This is a genomic window from Peribacillus sp. S4 (genome assembly GCF_046715815.1).
GTDB classification, from domain to species: Bacteria; Bacillota; Bacilli; order Bacillales; family DSM-1321; genus Peribacillus; species Peribacillus frigoritolerans.
Map to the genome: position 1 here is coordinate 4808469 of NZ_CP175708.1, position 20880 is coordinate 4829348.

A 20880-nucleotide genomic window follows, 5' to 3' on the forward strand; every position below is an offset into this window, starting at 1 on the left:
AGATGAACTTCAATAAAACCTATATTTTACATCTTTAAGACAGAAAGTCCATCATCAACTTATTTTACGAGTTGTGGTTTTAATCCTCTATTTATATTAAACTATCTCACTAACACCTTAAACTATCTTGATAGCAATATTTAGAATATGGGCTCATGTTGAGTGCGGCGAACAGATGGGTAACTGAATTTGAAATGAAGCAAACGGATTGGCAAGAGAAATGGGATCAATTTGTGCCTATGTTTATTATGACGGAAGTTGACATCGTCCTTTTGATATTTATAACAAGGGCTGAAATTACCAGGAGCTATATAGCTCCTTTTTTGTTTTGTAAAAAAAGCCGCCAATTGGCAGCCATTTATAGAACGAATGGACCCGTTAGCTGAAGAGGAATGCTTATGCATTTTGAATGATCTTAAAAAATTTTCATTTAATGTATCGGAGGTTTATAGTCCACTATGTCTCCCTCATCATATGCTTCTTGAAATAATGGCGGTGTTTTTTCTTGAGACTGATTTTGTGATTGGGAGCGAACTCCATTTTGAGCTAAAATATCCATAATTTTTTGAATATCTTCTTTGGTTGCAGGTGCTTTGTTTGGCTTTAGGGTAGTCGATATTTTACCATTGGACTCTAATATCGCCAATTCTACATCTTCGACATTGCCTATGTTTTTTAGGCGAAGTGAACCTTGTAGCTCATCTGTCGTTAGTCTGGCTTTTTTTAGCTCTTCTAATTTTATCTGTCCATCATTAATTAGTACTGATGGTACTCCATTAATAAACTTTCTGGATTTTGGTATCCATATTTGTATTTTCGCTAATATTACAATTCCTATAATAAGCAAAGTTCCAGCATATATTGCTTCCCATTCATTTTTTAATGCTAAAGGTTAGATTAGTACAGCACCAATCGAAATCCTCAACACTGCTTCCGAAGCTGTTGTTTCTGCAAGAGATCTCTTTCCTGCGATACGCAAAAGCATAATTGCAGCCAAAAAAATTAACAATGCCTTAAATATATAAGGTAAGTTAGGTAGATCGTCCAAAAAATCCAACATTTCTCTCATTCCTTTATTTTTTTGATATTATTTGTTAAATGCATACCTAATATATAGATAGCTTTAAAAAACTAGATAATAACAAAAAATTTACGTATAGGTGTTTTTTAGAGTAAAAATAAGGGCGAATAACCTAGTTTCTACTTAAACTAACCTGCCCCGATAGTCGCATAAAGAAAAAATTGCCTTAAAGACAGTTCCGATCTTAAGCTAATGTAAAAAATTGAAGCTTGCTTTTTATTTAATATGGTCTTTTTCCTCATTGTTTAATTTTCATGGTAGCGTATCATATCTGTCCCTCATAGCCAAAGAAGCAAAAAAAAGCCTAATTAACTCAAAATTGTGCCAAACAATCAATCACTTTGTCCACCCCTGAATGCTTTCCCGTTCATATGTTATTAAAGTAAGACAAGCTAATGAAAGGGGGATGTAATGATGTCAAGTCGAAATTCATCGAGTCGTGAATCCAGTTCATCTCGTAGAAACAGATGCAATGGATGTGTATGTAATACTTTACGTCGTTTGCGTCCTGGTACAGAAGTAGACGTGTTTTTATCTGGAGGCACAGTTCTTGAAGATGTTATCTTCCGTGCCTTTGACAACAATACTTGTTGTGCCCGATTCAGAGACGAAGAGAACGAACCTGGTACTGTCATTTTTGTTGACTGCCGAGACATCCAAGCTCTTCGCATCGAGTAATAACATTTAGGGGAGATCCTTCATTTTTTGAAGGATCTTCTTTTATTAAAGACACCGTATTCAACTAACCTGCCCCGATAGTTCCATAAGAAAGTTACGTAGCAACCCAATTGTTAAACTCAAGCACCCGTTAATTGAAGAAGAAAATGGAAAAAGAGAGCTCATATTTATGGTACAAATAAAATAATGAATAACATGAATACTGCCAAACCAAGAAACATTGAAATGAGCTTAATCCACCCTTTTTCTTTAGATATCGTTAATAGCGTAAATAACATTATAATAAAAATACATTTTGAAACCGTTTCATTTATGTTCAATGAATCAGGCAACAAAATAACGGTTATGTAAAGCAATAAAGCTGTTACTAAAATGTTAATAATAATCCTTAAAGCTATCAAATAAATCACTTCCGTATCCTTTCAACTTAGCTTGCTAATGAATTACTATATTACCTCTTTTTAAACTAACCTGCCCCTTTAATTGCATAAGAAAAAGCTGCCTTAAAGACAGCTCTGAGAATAAAGGACATACTCCTTCCCATTATAACGGAACCTCAAATTGTCCCTTACGCTTCTTCTCCAAACTAACGATAAAGGAACGCATCAGCTTCATGGAAAACTGAAAGACCGGGCTTTGAATAAAGGTATATGCAAACGTCATAATAAACACTGGACCTCCAAGGATGAAACCGATAATCAAGATGATGCTCTCGACTACGATTCTTGCCCAACTGACCGATAACCCGGTTTTTTCCGAAACGGAAAGCATGAAACCATCCCTGGGACCTGCCCCAATTCCCGCAGCTACATAAATTCCTCCGCCAATGCCGGTTATGATGATACCCGTCAACAATATGAGTATATTCAACCACCAATGCTCCGTTTCATGAGGAAGAATGTTGAGATGCAAAAAGAAATCCATGATCGGGCCAATTGACAAGGCATTTAGAAAGGTACCAATATTAATATACTTCCTATCCACGACAAAGACGATCAACACAAGTACTAAACCACACATGACACTCCACGTTCCAATTGTGAAACCGAACCTCTCGAACAGGGCGACGTTTAAAACCTCCCAAGGATGGAGCCCCAAGGATTGAACATTCACCGCAATCGCATTCCCTAATCCAAAAAAAGTTAATCCAAGAAAAAAAATAAAATACCGTAATAGCCGCAATGACATCTCTTCACCTCTACACCTTTTATATCCATCTACTATAGATGAAGCAGGTTAAATGAACAAGATGATCTATCCAAATCAAAAGTTGTTACCAAATGATTAACAGTGAAGCACATAAAGACGTACCTAAGGATGGTAGGTTATTTCTTATGCAACTAACCTGCCCCGTTAGTTGCATAAAAAAAGCTGTCTTAAAGACAGTTCCGATTTTGAGCTAACGCACCCGTTATTTGAATAAGAAAACAGGCTCGCCAAAACAATCCTATCCTTAATCACCCGTCACTTAACAAGCCTTTGTTCTAACTCATCTTTTTGGCGCAAGTGATGACGAAAATGCATACCAACCAAATCATACCATTCCCTTGCATTCAGCCATCCGAACCCTCCATGCTCGACTTTATAATTTGGGTTTATATTATCGACTTTCGATGACCATTGGCTTAACCTTAGAATTACTTGATCCATTCTGCTGATAAGATCATCCTTGCTATCTGAATTATTAGGTGGAGTATTTAGTTCATCCGGTAATTTAATTTTAATTGGCGGAAACCCTCCAATCTTATATAAATGCTTACCAAACTCCGTTTTCCCAAGGGGTTGTTCATCATTTAAGGTGAAACATGTATCCATATTATCTAGATACTCATGGGCAACAAGGATTAAATGGTCATACATTTGCCCAATAGACCAAACCGTTTCTTCAGATTTATATCTTAGCTGTTCCAAAGAGTAATTTTGAAGCTCGTTTTTGTAAGTATTAATTAGTTTAAGTTCGCTCAATTTAATTCCTCCATTATATTATTTAACTCAAAGTCTAAAACTTTTATATTTTTTGTATATGTAACTAATTATTCAATTTTCAATTATAAAATACCTACTTCAACTAACCTGACCCATTAATTGCATAGACTTTATTGAGTTGACAAAGACTGAGATCATAAAAAAAAGACGGTTTTACCGTCTAATAAATAGCTTTCTTAATAAATACACACCTAGAATTAATCCTGGAATACTTAGCCATCTTAATCAAACATAAAGGTTTTTTTTCGATAGCTTATTGAAAAGACTAACCCCATCGCTAACATATTACCAATTAATGAGCTTCCTCCATAACTTATAAAAGGTAATGGTATTCCTGTTATGGGTACTAGGCCTATATTCATCCCGATATTCTCAAAAACATGGAAAAAAATCATGGAAGTAACACCGGTGCATATGTAAGATTCAAAACTATTTTTTACGTCTAGAGCCAACTTCACTATACTCGAAATAAGGAGAAAATAAATTGTTACTAAAATACTAGCTCCAAAGAAACCATATTTAGAAGAAATAACGCTAAATATAAAATCCGTATGTGCTTCTGGAACATATATACCCTTTTCCAGATAACCATATACCCCTCCTGAACCAATGGCTAATAATGCTTTGGTCAGATTATAGCCTTCACCTGATGCATAAGATTCTGGATCGATCCAAGCATAAATTCTTCCTAATTGATAGGTTGCGAAACCCATTGATTGAAGCATTTCAGGGTTAAAAAAGACTAAGTATATAAGAATGCCAGAAATTAAGGAAATGATAATAAAAATAACACTGATAATTTTCCATGATATTCCCGAAATAATAAAAATCCCTGTAAAAATACATATTAATACTAAAGACGTACCTAAATCTGGTTGTAGCATAATTAAAAGTATAGGAAGAGCTGTAGCAGCTCCCATCTTAATTAACAGTAACAAATCTGTTTTTAAAGATTTATTTAGATATTTCTCATGATGTTTTTGCACTAAGAAACTTAAACAAATTATTAAAGATATTTTTGTGAATTCAGCTGGTTGCAGTGATCCGATTCCCGGAAGTTGAAACCAGCTTTTGGCTCCATTTATTTCACGAGCTATTGATTCAGGTGCCAAAATTAAGGCGATTAATAGAATGATGCTAAATGAGTATATAAACCAATTCAAGCGAAAGATCTGTTCAGAATCTAAATACATAATTCCTGCAATTATCCCGATCCCCACGATATACCAGGTTATTTGTCTAAATAAAAAATTCCCTTCATATTGACCAAAATCTTGAGCATTTAATATAGCTATACAACTTGTTATAAATAGTAAAAGTAAAAGTGTAATCAGGTTGTAATCCAACTTTGAATTTTTCATTTTTTCCCCTTGTAAACATTATCTTATAACTCAACTTAATTTTACTGAAAATGTAATTTTTTTAACTAAAAGCATGGAGGATAACCAATAAAAAAAGGCTTAAAATGTTATCTTTTTTTGTTATACGATTTTTTTCAGTATCATTTCCACATTTACATATTATTTCACGAAAAGTAATTAAAAGTATACAAGTAATTCATTAGCACCCCACCTTATTGAAGTAAAGCACCCATTAGTTCTATAAGCATTAGAAACCCGTAAAGCCACCAAATACATTATTTGTTAAAAAAGTTGTAATCTTGGTCATCCAATCAAAAAATAAGACAATCCCCATAATAATTGTTATATAGCCACCAAATTGAGTTATTTTGTGGTTATATTTTTTTATCCATCCTGATTTCCCTATAAAAAATGACATTGTTAAGAAAGGTATGGAAAACCCAAGAATATAAGCAATCATGTATAATAAACCTTGTCCAGTCGATAAACCAAGGGTTACGATGGCACCTAATATGGGACCAATGCAAGGAGTCCAACCAGCAGCATATCCTATCCCAATTAAAATAGAACCTATATAACCAGATGGGCGATTTTTAAAATTTATTTTTCTGTCCATCATCAAGAATTTAGGTTGAAAAACCCCAACAATCATTAAACCAAAAATAATTATCAAAATTGCCCCTACTTGTCTAATTAAATCAATATATTCATAAAATAGATCGTAAATAACAGAAGTGGATAACCCTAATATTACAAAGATAATAGAAAAACCGATCAAAAAAAATAAGGTATGAAGCATTGGTTTGCGGTTTAATTTTTTATTATCTTCTTTTAATTCACTTATCGATAATCCTGTAATATAAGATAAAAACGCCGGGTATAAGGGTAAACAGCAAGGAGATATAAAAGATAGTATCCCTGCACCAAAAGATAAAAGAATATTTAAGTCTCCCAATCTCATTTCCTCCAATTTCCGCTTTCCTTGTATAACTTTACCATATATACACATACCCTTGTTGAACTATTCTGCCTTTAGCTCCATAAGAAAAAGAGCTGCCGAAGCAACTCCTTATGAATTAAAGCACCCGTGTGTTCATGAAGGAAATCCAGGTGTGTCTCAATCATTATAATAAATATTCAGCCAAGATTTTCGGATAACTTCTTAATTATTTGTTTAGAATCAGAGGCAAATTCCACAGATGCATCATAATACATTTTTCCGTCTTTAATCAGGGAGAAATCACCAATCTCGATTTTTAGCAGAGTACTATCGCCTTTTTCTTTTAATTGATAATTATATGCGACATCACCTTCATTCGGCTTTACTTCCCAATTTGAAACGTTCAAAGCGATTTTTAATTCTTTCTGTACAACTGCTCTAATGATTTTAGTGATTGACTGCCCACCATTAGGAAGCTCCCAAATCACCTTACTTCCCTCGGTCATATCTTCATTAGGATAATTTTCTGCTAGTTCATCCCATTCTGCAACGTACTTGGGTTTAGTAAGCACTTCCCAGACTTTCTGAGAATTTGCTTCAATGAAGTATCTCATCCCTTACAATTAGCTGTTCGGTCATCTAGTAGAACTCCTTTCAAGTGAATGACAACTCGTTATTTCTCCCAGAGCTCGATCAGTCGACCTTCAGGATCTTCAATCCAAATGAACTTTCCAAATTCACTAATCTCTTTTTTCTTTGCAAGAGGGACACCAATATGTTCAAGATGCTTAATAGTCTCGTTTAGATTATGTACTTCGAAATTTAACATCACTTGTTGTTCTGTTGGAAAATAACTGTCATTCTCGGTAAAGAAAGAAAAGATCGTCTCATTTTCTAATTGCGGTTTTATCACAGTCCCATTCCAATTTTCTATTTCAAGCTTCAGCACTTCACTGTACCACTTTTTTACAGATTCAAGATTCTTAGTTCTCCAAAATATTCCTCCGAAACCTTTTATCATCGTATCTAACTCCTGTCTGTCATCCAATTTTCATCTACCGATTACATTAGATATTCGAGATTTACATTTCAAGTTCCTTCTTCAACTATACTGCCCCTCTAGTTCATTACTATATTTCCCCTAAGATGAAGGCAAATTGGACTAACCTGCTTACATTAGGGAAAAGGCGTTCCTGCTTAATACAGAAACGCACCCGTTATGTTTCCCCTTCATTCTTTCAATGAATGGGAGGGATACTTCTGTTGGATATGACGTATAAGTGCAGTGACAACTTGCGGACCGGATTCTACGAGTCTGCCTTGTTCAAATGCAGTGAAGTTATCACCGCCTGAAGCTAAATAATTACTAACCGCTACTTCATATTCGTTGCTTGGCTGAATCTCTTGACCCTTCTTGTCTTTCAGCACAACGACGCGGCTGCCAATTGGAGCTTTGGCTTCCCAATCATACGTTAAGCCAACCGTTTGTAACCTATTTTCATAATCTTTCGTCCACTGCTGCTCTAAAGCAAGTTTTATCTGGTCACCCGTTAAAATTAACTTACTGACATTATGCCCCATAGGCACGTTTGTATAAAGGTCTTCTACAGTGATCTTCCCTTTTTTTAAACTTTTCCGCATTTCGCCTTGATGGACAAAAGCAATATCTACCCCCATGGCTTCGCGCTCAGATTCTGCTATCATTTTCGCTAATGGCGATTCACCGTTTGCATCTTGATTTCGTCTGATTTCTTCCGGCATTTCCCCTATTACCTGATTAAAATTGCTCCCCAATCTTTTTCTATATTTATTTAGAAGGGCGACCGTTTCTTCATCCGGTTTTATATGATGATGTGAAGTGGCAATGATCTTTGCTTGTTTCTTAACAATCATTTTAGAATGCGGATCAATTTCAAGCTTTACTTGAGAAAAGGCTTTCCCATTAGAATAAGCTTGAACGATCAGTTTACCGGCTGCAACCGTATTGGCATATTCATGGCTGTGACCCGCAAAAATGACATCGACCTCATCATCGATTTTTGGAGCCATCTCCACTAAAGCTCCAGTGGAATTTGCTCCTGCCTTTTCTGATTTAGCTGAATTATGTGCCAGTACAATAATCACTTTGATCCCTTTTTCCTTTAAAAGCTTTACGGTTCGGTTAATAGCTGAAACTTCATCCGTAATTTCTACTTCTTTTCGATTTTCAGGGGACACATACATGTTGGTCTCTTTTGTGACCACACCGATGAATCCAATATCAATTCCGTCCATTTGTTTAATAACATACGGTGGTAACAAGGGAATGCCCGACTTTCTGTCGATGATATTTGCAGAACTGTAAGCAGTATTGGCACCTTGAAAATACCCTGTTTTTTTATTGAATCCCCCATGAATAAGACGTTTCATTTCATTTACGCCTTCGTCCAATTCATGATTTCCAGGTGTCCCGACATCAAAATGCAGGAGGTTTAAAAATTCGATCGTGGGTTCGTCTTGAAATTGAGAAGAGATTGGAGGGCTTCCTCCTACCATATCGCCAGCATGAACGAGTAATGTATTTGGGTTTTCTTGTTTATATTTTTTTAAATAGGCAGCCAAGTATTCAGCACCGCCTGCCATGTTTCCTGAAACCATTTGATATTTGTTTAGTTGGCCGTGAAAATCATTAACGCCTAATAATTGTAGTTGAATGTAGCGGTTGGATGTGGAATGATTCGTTGAGGAATGATTGGATGAGAATGCTGTGATTTTATAAGTTACGAAAATGATGATAAATACCAAGATGAACAAAGAAGTTATGGCCGCCTGAAATTTTGACAACTTCGGATCCCTCCCTCTAGATGTAAATTAAGAATAACTCTAGAGTTTTATATCCGTATAAAGGGACCGTGATTTTTTGTTATGTTTTATATAATAATTATTAAATGAACCCCGTACATGCATATCTTTTTTAAAAAACTCATAAGGCTAAACATTTAGACAACCAGCAACTGTGTTGTTTAGAAAGGCTCCCATTTCCCTTCCATTATTTGTTCTAAAATAGCTGATCCAATAAATAAAGGAATTGCCGACCAGTTCCAGGTGTTCAAAAATAAAGTGCCCTTTAGTTTAAGTACAATACTTTACAAATTAGCCTTCGGCAGAAGGAAAGTTTGGTATCTTACTCCTATTGTTCAACAATGAAAAAAAGGCTTCCGTAGAAACCTTATAACCTATTTATTTAAGTTGACATCTTATTTACACACATTTATAAATTGTCCAATCAAATAGACTGGCTCTGTTATAGAATATTAAAAAGCAGAGGAGTGATTATTTGAAGTTATCGGAGATAAAAGGATCTTATGAATTGATCGCTGGTTTGGGCAGCTGGTGCGGACCTGCCCTCCATACAAAGAGGTATGATTTAAGAAGGAATTCATTTCCTTTGGATTGGGTTCAATCTGCTTTCCTCCCTGAAGTAAATAGATTATTAAAGAATAAATTTGAGGGATATATGGAGTTAGAAAATATGCATGAGAAAGATATACTCGCTCATTTTGTTGATGAAGGAAATGTTGTTCTTGAACCAGGGGGTACTCAACCATCAAAAGCACATTTTATTCATGATAGCCACTATAAGATAGATTCCGTCCATGATTTTCCGAAGATACCAAATCAAGATTGGACAGTTCAATATCCAGCATTTAAAAATAAGCTGAATCACCGCATCCAAAATTTCCTTACAAAAATCCAGCAAAGTAAAAATACATTATTCATCAGATATGAGTGGTCAACGGCGAACTATGAAGATATTATCGAATTACAATCTATTTTATCTCAACTTACAACGGGTAAGTTTACCCTGTTGATCATGCAGCCAGTAGATGGTGGTTTAACAGGAGTTAAAGATATGAACTGGCCCCATGATGGGATTTGCTTTGTACATGTTCCTCGCAGTAATCCCAGTGATAATGCCATTTGGGATCATGTTTTACAAGGAATAACTTTAACGAATTAGACATAAAGGCAGGGTTTCCTGGCTTTTTTTTTAGGCTGTTTTCCCATACTTTGTTGCGATTTACCAGGTAGTGAGTTGTGGTTGATTTCCCCTCCAGGTGCTCGCTTTCCGCGGGGCGGGCGGTGAGCCTCCTCGGCGTAAACGCCTGTGGGGTCTCACCTGTCCCGCTGCTCCCGCAGGAGTCTCGCACTTCCGCTCCAATCAACCTTAAATAGTTTCGTTTTAAAAACAACAATCTTTACGAAAAGAGCCTTTTTTTATTAAATAATTTCGATTCCTATGCAAAATGAAAAGTTCCTTTCCTCATCGTGCACACTGAAAATTAATGGCTATTGCACCCAATTAATTTAAGAATTTATAACGATCGTGTTTTATATGCTGATATTGCAGTAGAGGAAAAGTGCTGAGGAGCCCTAATAAAAAGCTGGACAGTTCCTGGTTACAGGAAAGCAAGACCGCTGTATGGATGTTTAAAAAATTGGCCCAGAGCACAATAATATAGGCAACGTATGTATGTCTTTATTCCGCCAAAGGAGGAGTATCCATTTGAAGATTTCTTCAATATCATTCATAGAACCTCCCGTTTATCATGAATTCCCTCCCCTCTATGAAGGTTTAGGGCTGCCTGAGTTATCTTCATTCATTCAGCAGCGATTTGAATTTGCATATACCTTGGGGAAAGCCGAAAGAACGGGGCTTGCTAGCATCCGCTTTAATAAACGCCAGGGAGATTTCGAAGTACATATTCCTGATAAGATGCCAGGAGTGGGACCAATGAAGCTTCGGGAATTAAAGGGGTTGTTACTGGAGAAAACCAAAGCAGCATTCATCGAAAATATTGAATCCGAACCCAAAAAAAGAAAGGTCTACTACGCCGAATTTCGTCGCCCTCGGAAAGATGCTGAATAAGTGTGCTATTCGACAAGGAGCTATCATTGTTGTCTTGTTGAATTTGTTTTATAAAAAAAGATTGTACATTAACTTCCCCTCTAAAAAAAAGGTTGCCGCAGCAACCTCCCTTGTTTTAATAATCCGTCTTATTTTCATTATCCAAATCATCATCAAGAAAAGACTTTTTATCTTCCTTCATTCCATACTTTTTTTCAAGAAATTGACCAATATTTGAATGGTTTATTCCTCTTCTCACTGCTGTTTCAATAACTATATAGAGAATGAATCCCCCAACAATATAAAATATTATAGACTTCACTAAAAATCCCCCAAACAACAACTCATTTCCCCCTTTATTTTACCAAAAAAACCTTATTGGAGTGCTCGATTATTGCCTAAAAAAAAGGAGCTGCTAATCAGCTCCTTGAAATGAAATAACGGCCTAACCTCCTGTATAAACACTTTCACATGTTCCAGGTTTTGGTTCATAATAACAATGATTTTTAAATTGACCGGCAAAAGGTTGATCGTACCAAGTCGGTGGGCATGGAGCATATGGATTAAAATACCAAAGTGCATATTTCCCTGGGTGTTGCCTCCAATAATCCAAATTCTGTTTTGCTAATCTTTTTTCAGCAGTTCTCGCTCTTTGATAAAATACATTCCCTTTTTGAACAGCTTCAAAAGAATAATTTCCTCCTTGTACATGAAAAATGACTTGTGGAATTGTTCTTAACTCTTTAAAGTCTAAACAATTTGCCTTAAGGCGATTAACAATTACATTTCCAACATACAACATTCCTTGCAGTCCTTCACCTTCGGCTTCAGCTCTCATCATCCTTGCCATTAAATCCACGTCTGAACTTCGATAATTTACTCTTGGCATTTTTTCACCCCAAATATATCGTATGAAAAACAGCCTGCACTAATGTCATCATTTGTGAAAATGACACTCTCCTTCAGTAGAGGCTTTTGTCGAGGCTGTATTAAACTCGCTTAGTAACAACGAGAAAATGGGTGTCTTAATGGAATGAAATCAAGATCCTATATGCTAGTCAGAGAAGGATTTTTTTTGCACACAAGGTTGCCGAAGGAATCTAAATAACAAATTCCCCCCAACAAAGTGTCGGGGGTTTTTCTTTTGAATAAAGAAACATAAAATTTTTCGATTGACTTTATGTAAAAAATAAAATAAAATTCTAAGTACTTCATTTAAACTACTCTAACTTGAGTACTTGAAATTGAGTAATATACTTTAAAACAAAAGGATGGATTCAACATATGAAATTTACTGCATTCTTAAAAACACGAGGTGCAACAGCAGCAATCTTTATGGGGATTTTCTATGCAGTTGCCATGCTAGGCATCTTCTTGCCTGGGTATACAGCCATTCCAGGAAATGTCGATAAATTACCTATCGCCATCATCAATGATGATGCTGGTAAAAATGGGGCAATGATCGCCAAAAATTTACAAGAAAATTTACCCTTTAAAGAAATCGAGACGGATATATCAAATAAACAAGCCTTAAAAGATTTGGAGCACAATGATTTAGCATTAGTCGTACACATCCCAAAAACTTTCTCTGAAAATATTCAAAAAGGTGAAGCGTCATCAAGCATCGACTTTACAATCAATGAGGCAGGGGCAACAGTCGTTTCTTCTACCATGAATTCTGTCGTAACTGAAATTAACAATCAGTTAAGCACACAATTCTCGCAACAAACAGCTCAGGGCGTATTGATGAACTTTAATGTACCAGAAAAGCAAGCTGCTGAATTAGCGGAAAAGATTGAGAAATCCTATGTAGGAAATGTCGTTACAATCAACGAAATACCCGATGGCATGAATCATAATATGCTGCCGATGTTCTTAACAATGGCCGGTTATGTAGGGGCAATGATCGGGGCCATGCAATTAGTAGGTGCATTTAGAGCCAGCCGGGGAAAAGCAAGCAAAACACGGTTATTCGCTTATGTGCAAATGGCTGCATTATTGATTGCCGTGGTTTCATCAATCATCGCTGTAGGTGTAGCCTATTTAATTGACAAGCCAAGCGGTGACCTATTCTTCGGTATAGTAGGTCAACAAATACTGAACTATATGGTATGTTTTAATTTCACCGCGATTTTAATCTTCTTATTTGGTGAAGGCGGCATGATTTTAAACTTACCGATTTTATTAATGCAAACAATAGCGAATGGTGCCACCATCACACGTGATATGATGCACGCACCATATGAATGGATGAGCCACATTTCACCGATGTATTACTCGGTGCAAGCATACTTTGCAAACCTATTTGGCAGCATCAGTCCAAGTCCGTATATTTGGTCAATGGCTGCGGTAGGTGCCGCTGCAATGTTAATTAACATGGCTATTGTCGCGTTTTTACACAAACCGATGCCAATACAAGTTTCTGAAACAGAAGTTGAAAAGAAAGCGGCAGAAATCACAGCTTAGGTTTTGCTACAATAAGGAGATAATACTTCTTAAAGGAGCGTAGAAAATGTCTATTCAAATTTTTATATTGAGCAAACTGATGGAGGATAAAAATTATCCTTATAAATTAAAAAAGCAGCTTTCAGAACCTATTCCATTGGATCGCCTGGGCGGATTAACGGAAAGTAAACTGTACTACCATTTTGAATCATTGGTGAAACAAGGTTTAGTCGAGCCAGTTGAAGTGATAAAAGAAGAACATCGGCCTGATAAACAGGTATTTGCGATTACGGATAAGGGTCGCGAAGAACTACCAAAAAAAATCTATAAATTATTTGAAAATGCGGATGAAATCAAGGATATGATTGTCGGTTTAGCCAACATCAAGTATGTGGACCGGGATAAAGTAGTAGATATATTAGAAAGAAAAGTAAAGTCCATCAAGGCTATTTGGGAGCAGCTTGGGAATTTCGAGCCAGAACCTAAAGGCAACGAGAATATTCGTGAATTTTTAGAGGGTTATTTTTCGACCAGGACAGATCACACAATATCTTGGTTTGAAGAGTTAATCAAAAGGATCAAGACAAAGGAATTGTGAGTTTACTTGCAGGCAAATTCGAGTTGATTTCAGAAATCCGCTCCCTTTCCGCCGACAGTCTGCCAAGCCTCCTCGACGCAAGCGTCTGTGGGGTCTCGGCTAGCCGGTTATTCGGCGGAGTGTCGCATATTTCTTCCATCCAATGAAGAGTACAGGAGAAAAATTTAAAGAATAAACTAAACTTGGTTCGGAATAGACCAGCCTGCAGTTTTTATTTAAAAAAACGTTCCAGTTGATTGGAACGTAAGGTACGAGACTCCTGCGGGAAAAGCGTGGCCAAGGGAGACCCCTCAGGCCTTGCCGAGGGCGGACCGCCCGCGGAAAGCGAGTGCCTGGAGTGGAAATCAACGATCAGATTTACTCCCCCTCAAAAACGTTCCAGCTGATTTCAGAAATCCGTTCCCTTTCCGCCGACTGTCTGCCAAGCCTCCTCGACGCAAGCGTCTGTGGGGTCTCGGCTAGCCGGTTATTCGGCAGGAGTGTCGCATATTTCTTCCATCCAATGAGGGCTTCTTCCCTATAAAAAGTAGGATAAAATACGGGAACGTCCGATTTGGACGTTCCCGTTCTTATTCATTAAAACTCCCTATAATCGAATCATTGTAAAGCTAATGAAGCTTTTTTAAAAGCTGCGTTTCTCTGGCCAAGCTCCTTGCATTTTACTAAGGAATACAATTTGCCCAATATGATATGCGTCATGCATGGCTAAACTCTTCAATTCAAGCACTAATGAATTATCTTCTCCCGGGACCTGTCTATACAAATCTTCGTGTTCTGATTTTGCTAGTACTTTTCCAAGTTCGCGATGAACATAAAAGTATTCTTGTTTTGTTTCTTTCCAATTTTCTAACGTCTCAGTTGGTAGTCGAAATGTAGAGTCATTATTTTCTGCCTGTGGTTCATTCTCTGTTTCACCAAGAAACCGCATCAGAAATCTCTTTTCATAGAAAAGTAAATGACAAACTAATTCCCAAATGGAATTCATTGCACCATCAGCTGGTTTCCAAATTGCCTGTTCAAAAGTAATATCCTCTAGCACTTTTTCAAGTGGTGGAAACCAGTCTTCTTCATCTAAGCAGCTTGCCCATTGTTGTAATAAAAGGGTCTTTACATCCATTTTCCATTCCCTCCAATTTAATCCCTTTAATAGATAATCCCTTTGGTCAACATTCATTTGCGACGTGTTTTAGATAACTAACCAAGTTGTCATGCCAATTCCTTGTTCAATTAAACTGGCCCTTTAACGGAACAATGAACGTTCCGTTATTTGGAAAATTCTGATAATATCAGTTTATCATAGCTTTTGTTGACTGAGAAAGAAAAACTGACCATTTTAGTAATCGTAAAGTTATCTTTTATATGTTTGATGGGACTTTACCAATTTCAGGGTATTGGAAGAAACTTCGATTTTAGGCGCGAGACTCCTGCGGGAGAAGCGTGTCCAGGGGGAGACCCCACAGGCGCATAGGCGCCGAGGAGGCTTCCCGGACCGCCCGCGGAAAGCGAGTGCCCTACGTTCCAATCAACGAATCACTGTACAGCCCCTCACAGACTTAATCGGAATGAGCAGATAAGTATTCCTATTTGATCGTTTTTAGAGTATGAACTTTTTGAACGTATCATCCACTTAGTCCATACCAAAAATTTTCCCATATATTTTGAATTCTAGGTTCCATATTCTCTTTACCATAATAAGAAAATTCCATGAATATCCCATCAATCAAACAGAAATAGGACATGATTAAGTTCTCGATTTTCCCTTGGCGTATTTCTTTTTTGTCTATTCCTTCGACAAAGATAGCATGTAAGATAGCGGAAAATGATTCTTCAGATCTAAGGAAACTTTCATTTAAAATGTGCTTCAAATGCTCCGGCGGGAAAATCATTGCCCTCTTTAAAAATGTTGCTTTATCTTCATGGTTTTTATAATAGTTACAAGTATCTAGAAGGATGTGCTTTAGCTTTTCTTCAGAAGAGAGTGTATTTATCTCTTCGACAAATTGTTCGACCTGGTGTATATGCTCTTCCAGGATTTCTTCAAACAGACACAAGAAAAGGTCATCCTTATTTTTGAAATGGTTATAGATTGAGGGTTTTTGTATACCTACCCTCTTGGCAATTTCAGATAAAGCAGTTCCCTCGTATCCGTACTTGGTAAAAAGTGATAAGGAAATGTTTTTTATTTCATTTTTTGTCATAATGAGCCTCCAAACTATCCAACGTCAGTTAATTTCATTATAAACTCATTTCCTTTTTTAAACTAAATATTTAACACCTTGGAACATGGTTCTTTCTCTAAAAGATAAGAATTAGAATATGCTTGATAAAGAAGTTTCTTCGCTTTTATACACAACTTTCCCATCGTTTATTGTTAGTTCCACTTTAGTTTCGAGCACTTCACTTTCTGGAATATCAAATAGATTTCTGTCTAAAACCACAAGGTCAGCAAGTTTTCCCTCTTCTAATGTACCTAGCTCGTGCTCCCTGAAACATCCATGGGCTGAGCCATATGTATATGCTTGCAATGCCTCTGCCAAAGTGAGTTTTTGTTCAGGATGCCATGTGTTTTGTGGATCTCCGCTACTATCCACTCTAGTAATCGCAGTATATATTTGCCGCATTGGATTTAATGAGATGGAAACCGGAAAGTCTGTTCCTAAAGCTAAAGATGCACCTGTATTTAATAGCGACTTCGTCAGGAACACATTTTTTTCCCTTTCAGGACCTATTATTGAAGTATATACCTCTCTTGATGAAGCAGCCATGTGATCAGGCTGCATCGAGGCAATGACCCCCAGTTTTGAAAAACGTTCAATGTCATCCGAATCAATTACTTCAATATGCTCGACTGTATGCCTTGAGTCTCTTTTTCCATTCTTGCGTACAGCTTCTTCAAAAGCGTCTAAAGCTAAACGAATTGCCGCATCTCCAATAGCGTGAAACCTGATTCTAAATCCGAGTTCATCCGCTTTAACAACTCGATCGATCAATACTTCTGGATCTAGAGCTGGGTGACCGCAAATATCCAATTGATCGGAGTAAGGTTTCAGGAAGTAAGCGGTATGGCCCGTGACTGTTCCATCAACGAATTGCTTTAATCCTGAGAATTGCAGTTTCTTTGATACATATTTATTTCTCAGTATTTGAGCTTTGTCCAAATTGCCATCCAATTCAGGAGTGATATGAAATCTAGTCGTTAATTCTCCTTGCTTATCCAATTTCTCAAAAAGATCATAGTCTTGAAGGAAGTCATCTATGGGCGCAAACAAATCGTTTACAGAAGTAATTCCATATTGCGATAACAATCGTAAAAACTCTTTTAATATCGTTTCTTTTTTATTTTGTGTTAACCGTAATGCCTCTTTTAAAACGATTTGCTGTGCATCTTCATATAAAATTCCAGTAAGTAAACCATTCTTATCTCTTTCATAGCGACCAAAATCCGGATCACGTATTTCCTCAGTAACTCCTGCTAATTCCATTGCCTTACTGTTCACCCATGTATAATGACCTTCAGCATGAAAAAGAACGACAGGACGATCTGGAATGACAGCGTCAAGAATTCTATAATGGGGCTCTTGTTTATCATGCCAATAACCTGCATCCCATTGCATGCCGATAATCCATCCTTCCTCAGGACATTCTTTAGAAAACTCCAGTACTTTTGCAGCCACTTCTTGAGCTGACCTGGCTTCAAATAAATTAATACTAGTTAAACTTAGTGCACTGAACATAATGTGGAGATGAAAATCATGAAATCCAGGCATAATCAATTGATTTCCATAGTTAAATACTTTTGTACCACTTCCTATAAAAGGTTCAATCTCTGCTTTTGATCCTACACTCAAAATTTTGTCATCTAAGATAGCTATTGCCCCAGACGTTGGCTCATGTGTAAGCCCTGTGAAAATAGCATCACTGGAAAGGACAATATCCGCTTTTTTAATAGTCATGGAGTTTACCTCTTTTCATTCAAAATAATAAAACAGTAACTGATCATTGCACGAGTTTCACATCGAATTCTTCTTTTTGCTCTGCAAAATTCAGTTCAGGAGGACGTTCCTTAAACATTTTTGTTAAGTACAATAAGTAAATGAACCCTACTGTCATCCATGTGATTCCTAATACTAATGAATGGATATCCAACTTTGTCATAAACAATATAGTTATGCCGGTGCCTATTAAGGGAAGAAGGAAATATAAAATGATACTCTTAGGAGATCTCTGCTTCTGTCTCACAAAATAATGGATAAGCACTGCAAGATTAACGAAAGTAAAAGCAAACAGTGCCCCAAAATTAATGAAAGAAGTAGCCGTTGCGATATCCAAAAATACGGCGCTCATTGCAATACAAGCTATGATCAAGATATTGAATATGGGCGTTTGAAATTTTGGGGAAACATATCCGAAAATCCGCTTAGGCAGAACATTATCTCTCCCCATTGCATACAAAATCCGGGCTCCGCTGCCTCCTGAAGCTATCGCAGAGGCAGTAGCGGATGTCACTACAACAGAAACAAACAAACTATTCAGAAAATTACCCCCGGTATAAATCATGATATCGACTATAGCTGTATCAGGGTTCTTAAAAGCATTGAAATTCGGGAAAATCGATTGTGCAAAATAGGTAGCTGCAACAAATAATGACCCTCCAATCAATGTCGTAGCATAAATAGCTTTAGGAAGTGTTTTTTTCGGATTTTTGGTTTCTTCTGCAAGTGTAGTAACCGCATCAAACCCAAGAAAACTAAAACATAATAAAGGTACAATCGAAAGCAGATTATTAATATTCACGTCTGGACTAAAAAAAGGATCTTTAGAAAACAACTCTCCGGTGCCTTTTCCTGATAAAAGTCCATTTATGCAAAGCAGGCTGAAGATCATGATAAAAAGAAATTGAAATATCACCAAAAAGGTATTCACATTTGCAGCGACCTTAATTCCTAAAATATTAATCGTTGTCACAGCAATGATAAAAGAAATGATAACGGCAACGATAGGAATACCAGGGAAATAAGCATTCACCATAATCCCAAAAAGTAAAGCGCTGATCATAGGACTGAAAAGATAATCCAATAAAATCACCCATCCTACCAGGAAACCAAGGTGTGAATTAATTCCTTTCTGCACAAAGGTATAAGCTGACCCGGTAGTGGGATATACCTGAACCATTTTTGCGTAACTATATGAAGTGAATAGCATGACAATTAACGCGATTATGTATGCTGTCGGAATCATTCCATGGGTACGATCAATAGCGATGCCATATGTGCTAAATACTGTCACAGGCGCCATAAAGGAAAGTCCAAATACAATTACATATCTTGTATTCAGTGAACGCTTAAGCTCGGGTAATCCTTTCATCGCAAAGAGCTGCCTCCTTTATTAAATAAATGGGCTGTTTTTAAGTTGAAGTGATTTAATTATCTTCTTTCGCACCTAATGCTGCCAGGCTGGCAAATTCATGTACAAGTGTTGCCGCTAAAAGTGAAGTGATTTGACTTGGATCATATGAAGGCAGCACTTCAACAACGTCATATCCTATAAAGTTAAATCCAGTTAGGGAACGTATCATTTTTAATGTATCATAGCTGTTAAAACCACCAATTTCAGGTGTACCTGTTCCTGGGGCAAAAGAAGGATCAACGAAATCTATATCAAATGTCAAGAAACAAGGGGTGTTACCAATCGTTTTTCTAATCTCTTTCAAAACATCTTCAAATCCACGATTGGAAAGTTCACCAGTTGTAATCAGGCGATAACCTAAATCGAGGCTTGCCTGTAAATCTCCAGAGTGGTTTAGCGTGCCGCGGATTCCTATTTGAAACACTTTATCTTCCTGCAGTAAACCTTCTTCGTGGGCACGAATGAAAGGAGATCCGTGCCAATATTTTTCCTCATAATATGTATCCCAGGTATCTGTATGGGAATCAAAATGAATCATGGCTACTGGTCCATATACCTTTGCCGCAGCTCTTAAACTAGCTAAAGTAACAGAATGGTCTCCCCCTAATCCAATCGGTATGACCCCTTTGGACATCAATTCATGAATGGATTCCTTCATTAGCTCATAGCTTCGATGAATATTATGGGGAATAACAGGGATATCGCCAATATCAATGGCGTTCATTTGTTCAAAAGGATATACATCATGAATCGGATGATAGGGAAACAGGGTCATGGATGATTGGCGAATGGCTTGGGGAGCAAACCTGGCTCCTACCCGAAAAGACGCTGCTGTATCAAAAGGCATACCTACAATTGCCAGCTTTGCATCATGCTTTTGAGAAGGTAAACGCATAAAAGTCCCTGTTGTACAAAACTCTGGCTTTACATCTGGTGTAAGTGGATATTTCATAATTATCATCTCCTGGTTTTAAAAGTCTTCTGATATGATTTACAAATACAATGTGTAATCGCTTACAAATCATGATTCATTTGATTCATTGAATTACTTTTTATATATAACACCTACTTTTTCGCACTATATTAACTAACGGTAGTTAGTATTAAACCAAATATAAACACAATTGTTAAAAAAGTCAAATTATTTTTCAAGTCGATTTGTCTAAAAAAACGTTCAGTGATTCCGGAAATACGCTCCCTTTCCGCCGACTGTCTGCCAAGCCTCCTCGACGCGATTTTCCCTAAACAACTACAATTAGCCTAACGTCCCCTCAAACTAAAACAGAAGTTTAACCATCATTTTCCCTGTTTCTTTTTCCTTCAAAATATATCGATGCTGCAAGAATAATGATTGCAATTGATACAATGCCAGCTAACCAAGATAAGTCCATATCCGAGATATACTTAACCAAATTAATTAATTATAGGAAGCATGAATATTAAAATTAGTGATAAAACATCCTTTTTGTTTTGTTTCCGTTTTTCAAAGAACAATCC

The 20880-nt window shown here is 36.9% G+C and carries 21 protein-coding genes; 5 read left to right on the forward strand and 16 right to left on the reverse strand.

The annotated features are described in order from the left end of the window. Positions 1–430: 430 nt before the first annotated feature. Together ACJ9PY_RS22980 and ACJ9PY_RS22985 are read right to left on the reverse strand one after the other, a co-directional pair. Positions 431–847: a DUF421 domain-containing protein gene (locus ACJ9PY_RS22980; protein WP_411739090.1), complete on the reverse strand. Its 417-nt coding sequence runs from the start codon at positions 845–847 to the stop codon at positions 431–433. Positions 848–892: 45 nt separating this feature from the next. After that, positions 893–1060 (reverse strand): hypothetical protein, encoded by a 168-nt coding sequence (locus tag ACJ9PY_RS22985; protein WP_411739091.1) that lies wholly within the window; start codon positions 1058–1060, stop codon positions 893–895. A gap of 432 nt (positions 1061–1492) precedes the next feature. Here ACJ9PY_RS22985 and ACJ9PY_RS22990 point away from each other — a divergent pair, with 432 nt between their 5' ends. Next, complete coding sequence (locus tag ACJ9PY_RS22990) at positions 1493–1759, forward strand: hydrolase (protein ID WP_375166202.1); 267 nt, start codon at positions 1493–1495, stop codon at positions 1757–1759. Positions 1760–2302: 543 nt separating this feature from the next. On the opposite strand, the gene ACJ9PY_RS22995 is transcribed toward ACJ9PY_RS22990, so the two are convergent. The 7 genes from ACJ9PY_RS22995 to ACJ9PY_RS23025 all read right to left on the reverse strand — a co-directional run bounded on the left by ACJ9PY_RS22995 (position 2303) and on the right by ACJ9PY_RS23025 (position 8869). Then, on the reverse strand, positions 2303–2947 hold the full coding sequence (locus tag ACJ9PY_RS22995; RefSeq protein ID WP_098865731.1) for a YczE/YyaS/YitT family protein: 645 nt from the start codon (positions 2945–2947) through the stop codon (positions 2303–2305). Between the two features lie 276 nt (positions 2948–3223). Then, positions 3224–3724 (reverse strand): DinB family protein, encoded by a 501-nt coding sequence (locus tag ACJ9PY_RS23000; protein ID WP_283929433.1) that lies wholly within the window; start codon positions 3722–3724, stop codon positions 3224–3226. A gap of 242 nt (positions 3725–3966) precedes the next feature. Then, positions 3967–5106 carry an FtsW/RodA/SpoVE family cell cycle protein gene (locus ACJ9PY_RS23005; protein ID WP_411739092.1) on the reverse strand — a complete coding sequence of 380 codons (1140 nt, stop codon included), beginning with the start codon at positions 5104–5106 and terminating at the stop codon, positions 3967–3969. A gap of 247 nt (positions 5107–5353) precedes the next feature. Continuing rightward, positions 5354–6061 carry a cytochrome c biogenesis CcdA family protein gene (locus ACJ9PY_RS23010; RefSeq protein WP_057279194.1) on the reverse strand — a complete coding sequence of 236 codons (708 nt, stop codon included), beginning with the start codon at positions 6059–6061 and terminating at the stop codon, positions 5354–5356. Positions 6062–6243: 182 nt separating this feature from the next. Then, a complete protein-coding gene (locus ACJ9PY_RS23015; RefSeq protein ID WP_411739093.1) occupies positions 6244–6660 on the reverse strand; it encodes an SRPBCC domain-containing protein in 417 nt (138 codons plus the stop codon). 59 nt (positions 6661–6719) lie between these two features. Further along, positions 6720–7067: a VOC family protein gene (locus ACJ9PY_RS23020; RefSeq protein WP_411739094.1), complete on the reverse strand. Its 348-nt coding sequence runs from the start codon at positions 7065–7067 to the stop codon at positions 6720–6722. Between the two features lie 209 nt (positions 7068–7276). Continuing rightward, positions 7277–8869 (reverse strand): bifunctional metallophosphatase/5'-nucleotidase, encoded by a 1593-nt coding sequence (locus ACJ9PY_RS23025; RefSeq protein ID WP_411739095.1) that lies wholly within the window; start codon positions 8867–8869, stop codon positions 7277–7279. A 538-nt stretch (positions 8870–9407) separates the two neighbouring features. Here ACJ9PY_RS23025 and ACJ9PY_RS23030 point away from each other — a divergent pair. Together ACJ9PY_RS23030 and ACJ9PY_RS23035 are read left to right on the forward strand one after the other, a co-directional pair. Further along, entirely contained in the window at positions 9408–10046 is a 639-nt protein-coding gene (locus ACJ9PY_RS23030) for a DUF1796 family putative cysteine peptidase (protein ID WP_411740316.1), read from the forward strand. Between the two features lie 546 nt (positions 10047–10592). After that, positions 10593–10955, forward strand: a complete 363-nt coding sequence (locus ACJ9PY_RS23035; RefSeq protein ID WP_268564211.1) for a hypothetical protein — start codon at positions 10593–10595, stop codon at positions 10953–10955. Between the two features lie 115 nt (positions 10956–11070). Here the strand turns inward: ACJ9PY_RS23035 and ACJ9PY_RS23040 are convergent, their stop codons facing one another. Both ACJ9PY_RS23040 and ACJ9PY_RS23045 read right to left on the reverse strand, forming a co-directional pair. Beyond that, positions 11071–11256 carry a hypothetical protein gene (locus ACJ9PY_RS23040; RefSeq protein ID WP_250160964.1) on the reverse strand — a complete coding sequence of 62 codons (186 nt, stop codon included), beginning with the start codon at positions 11254–11256 and terminating at the stop codon, positions 11071–11073. Positions 11257–11379: 123 nt separating this feature from the next. Beyond that, the gene (locus ACJ9PY_RS23045) at positions 11380–11823 is read right to left on the reverse strand and encodes a cell wall hydrolase (protein WP_096341135.1); all 444 of its coding nucleotides are present in this window, start codon (positions 11821–11823) and stop codon (positions 11380–11382) included. Between the two features lie 395 nt (positions 11824–12218). Between ACJ9PY_RS23045 and ACJ9PY_RS23050 the strand changes: the two genes are divergently transcribed. Together ACJ9PY_RS23050 and ACJ9PY_RS23055 are read left to right on the forward strand one after the other, a co-directional pair. Beyond that, complete coding sequence (locus tag ACJ9PY_RS23050) at positions 12219–13400, forward strand: YhgE/Pip domain-containing protein (RefSeq protein WP_411739096.1); 1182 nt, start codon at positions 12219–12221, stop codon at positions 13398–13400. A 46-nt stretch (positions 13401–13446) separates the two neighbouring features. Then, positions 13447–13977, forward strand: coding sequence for a PadR family transcriptional regulator (locus ACJ9PY_RS23055; protein ID WP_034310865.1), 531 nt, complete (start codon positions 13447–13449; stop codon positions 13975–13977). A 622-nt stretch (positions 13978–14599) separates the two neighbouring features. Here the strand turns inward: ACJ9PY_RS23055 and ACJ9PY_RS23060 are convergent. From ACJ9PY_RS23060 to speB, 5 genes are all read right to left on the reverse strand, one after another. Beyond that, positions 14600–15094: a DinB family protein gene (locus ACJ9PY_RS23060; protein WP_057279083.1), complete on the reverse strand. Its 495-nt coding sequence runs from the start codon at positions 15092–15094 to the stop codon at positions 14600–14602. Positions 15095–15596: 502 nt separating this feature from the next. Then, entirely contained in the window at positions 15597–16175 is a 579-nt protein-coding gene (locus ACJ9PY_RS23065) for a TetR/AcrR family transcriptional regulator (RefSeq protein ID WP_063574937.1), read from the reverse strand. A 111-nt stretch (positions 16176–16286) separates the two neighbouring features. Beyond that, positions 16287–17930 carry an amidohydrolase gene (locus ACJ9PY_RS23070; RefSeq protein ID WP_411739097.1) on the reverse strand — a complete coding sequence of 548 codons (1644 nt, stop codon included), beginning with the start codon at positions 17928–17930 and terminating at the stop codon, positions 16287–16289. A gap of 43 nt (positions 17931–17973) precedes the next feature. Then, on the reverse strand, positions 17974–19341 hold the full coding sequence (locus ACJ9PY_RS23075; protein ID WP_411739098.1) for an APC family permease: 1368 nt from the start codon (positions 19339–19341) through the stop codon (positions 17974–17976). A gap of 55 nt (positions 19342–19396) precedes the next feature. Further along, the gene (gene speB / locus ACJ9PY_RS23080) at positions 19397–20335 is read right to left on the reverse strand and encodes an agmatinase (RefSeq protein ID WP_411739099.1); all 939 of its coding nucleotides are present in this window, start codon (positions 20333–20335) and stop codon (positions 19397–19399) included. Positions 20336–20880: the final 545 nt, after the last annotated feature.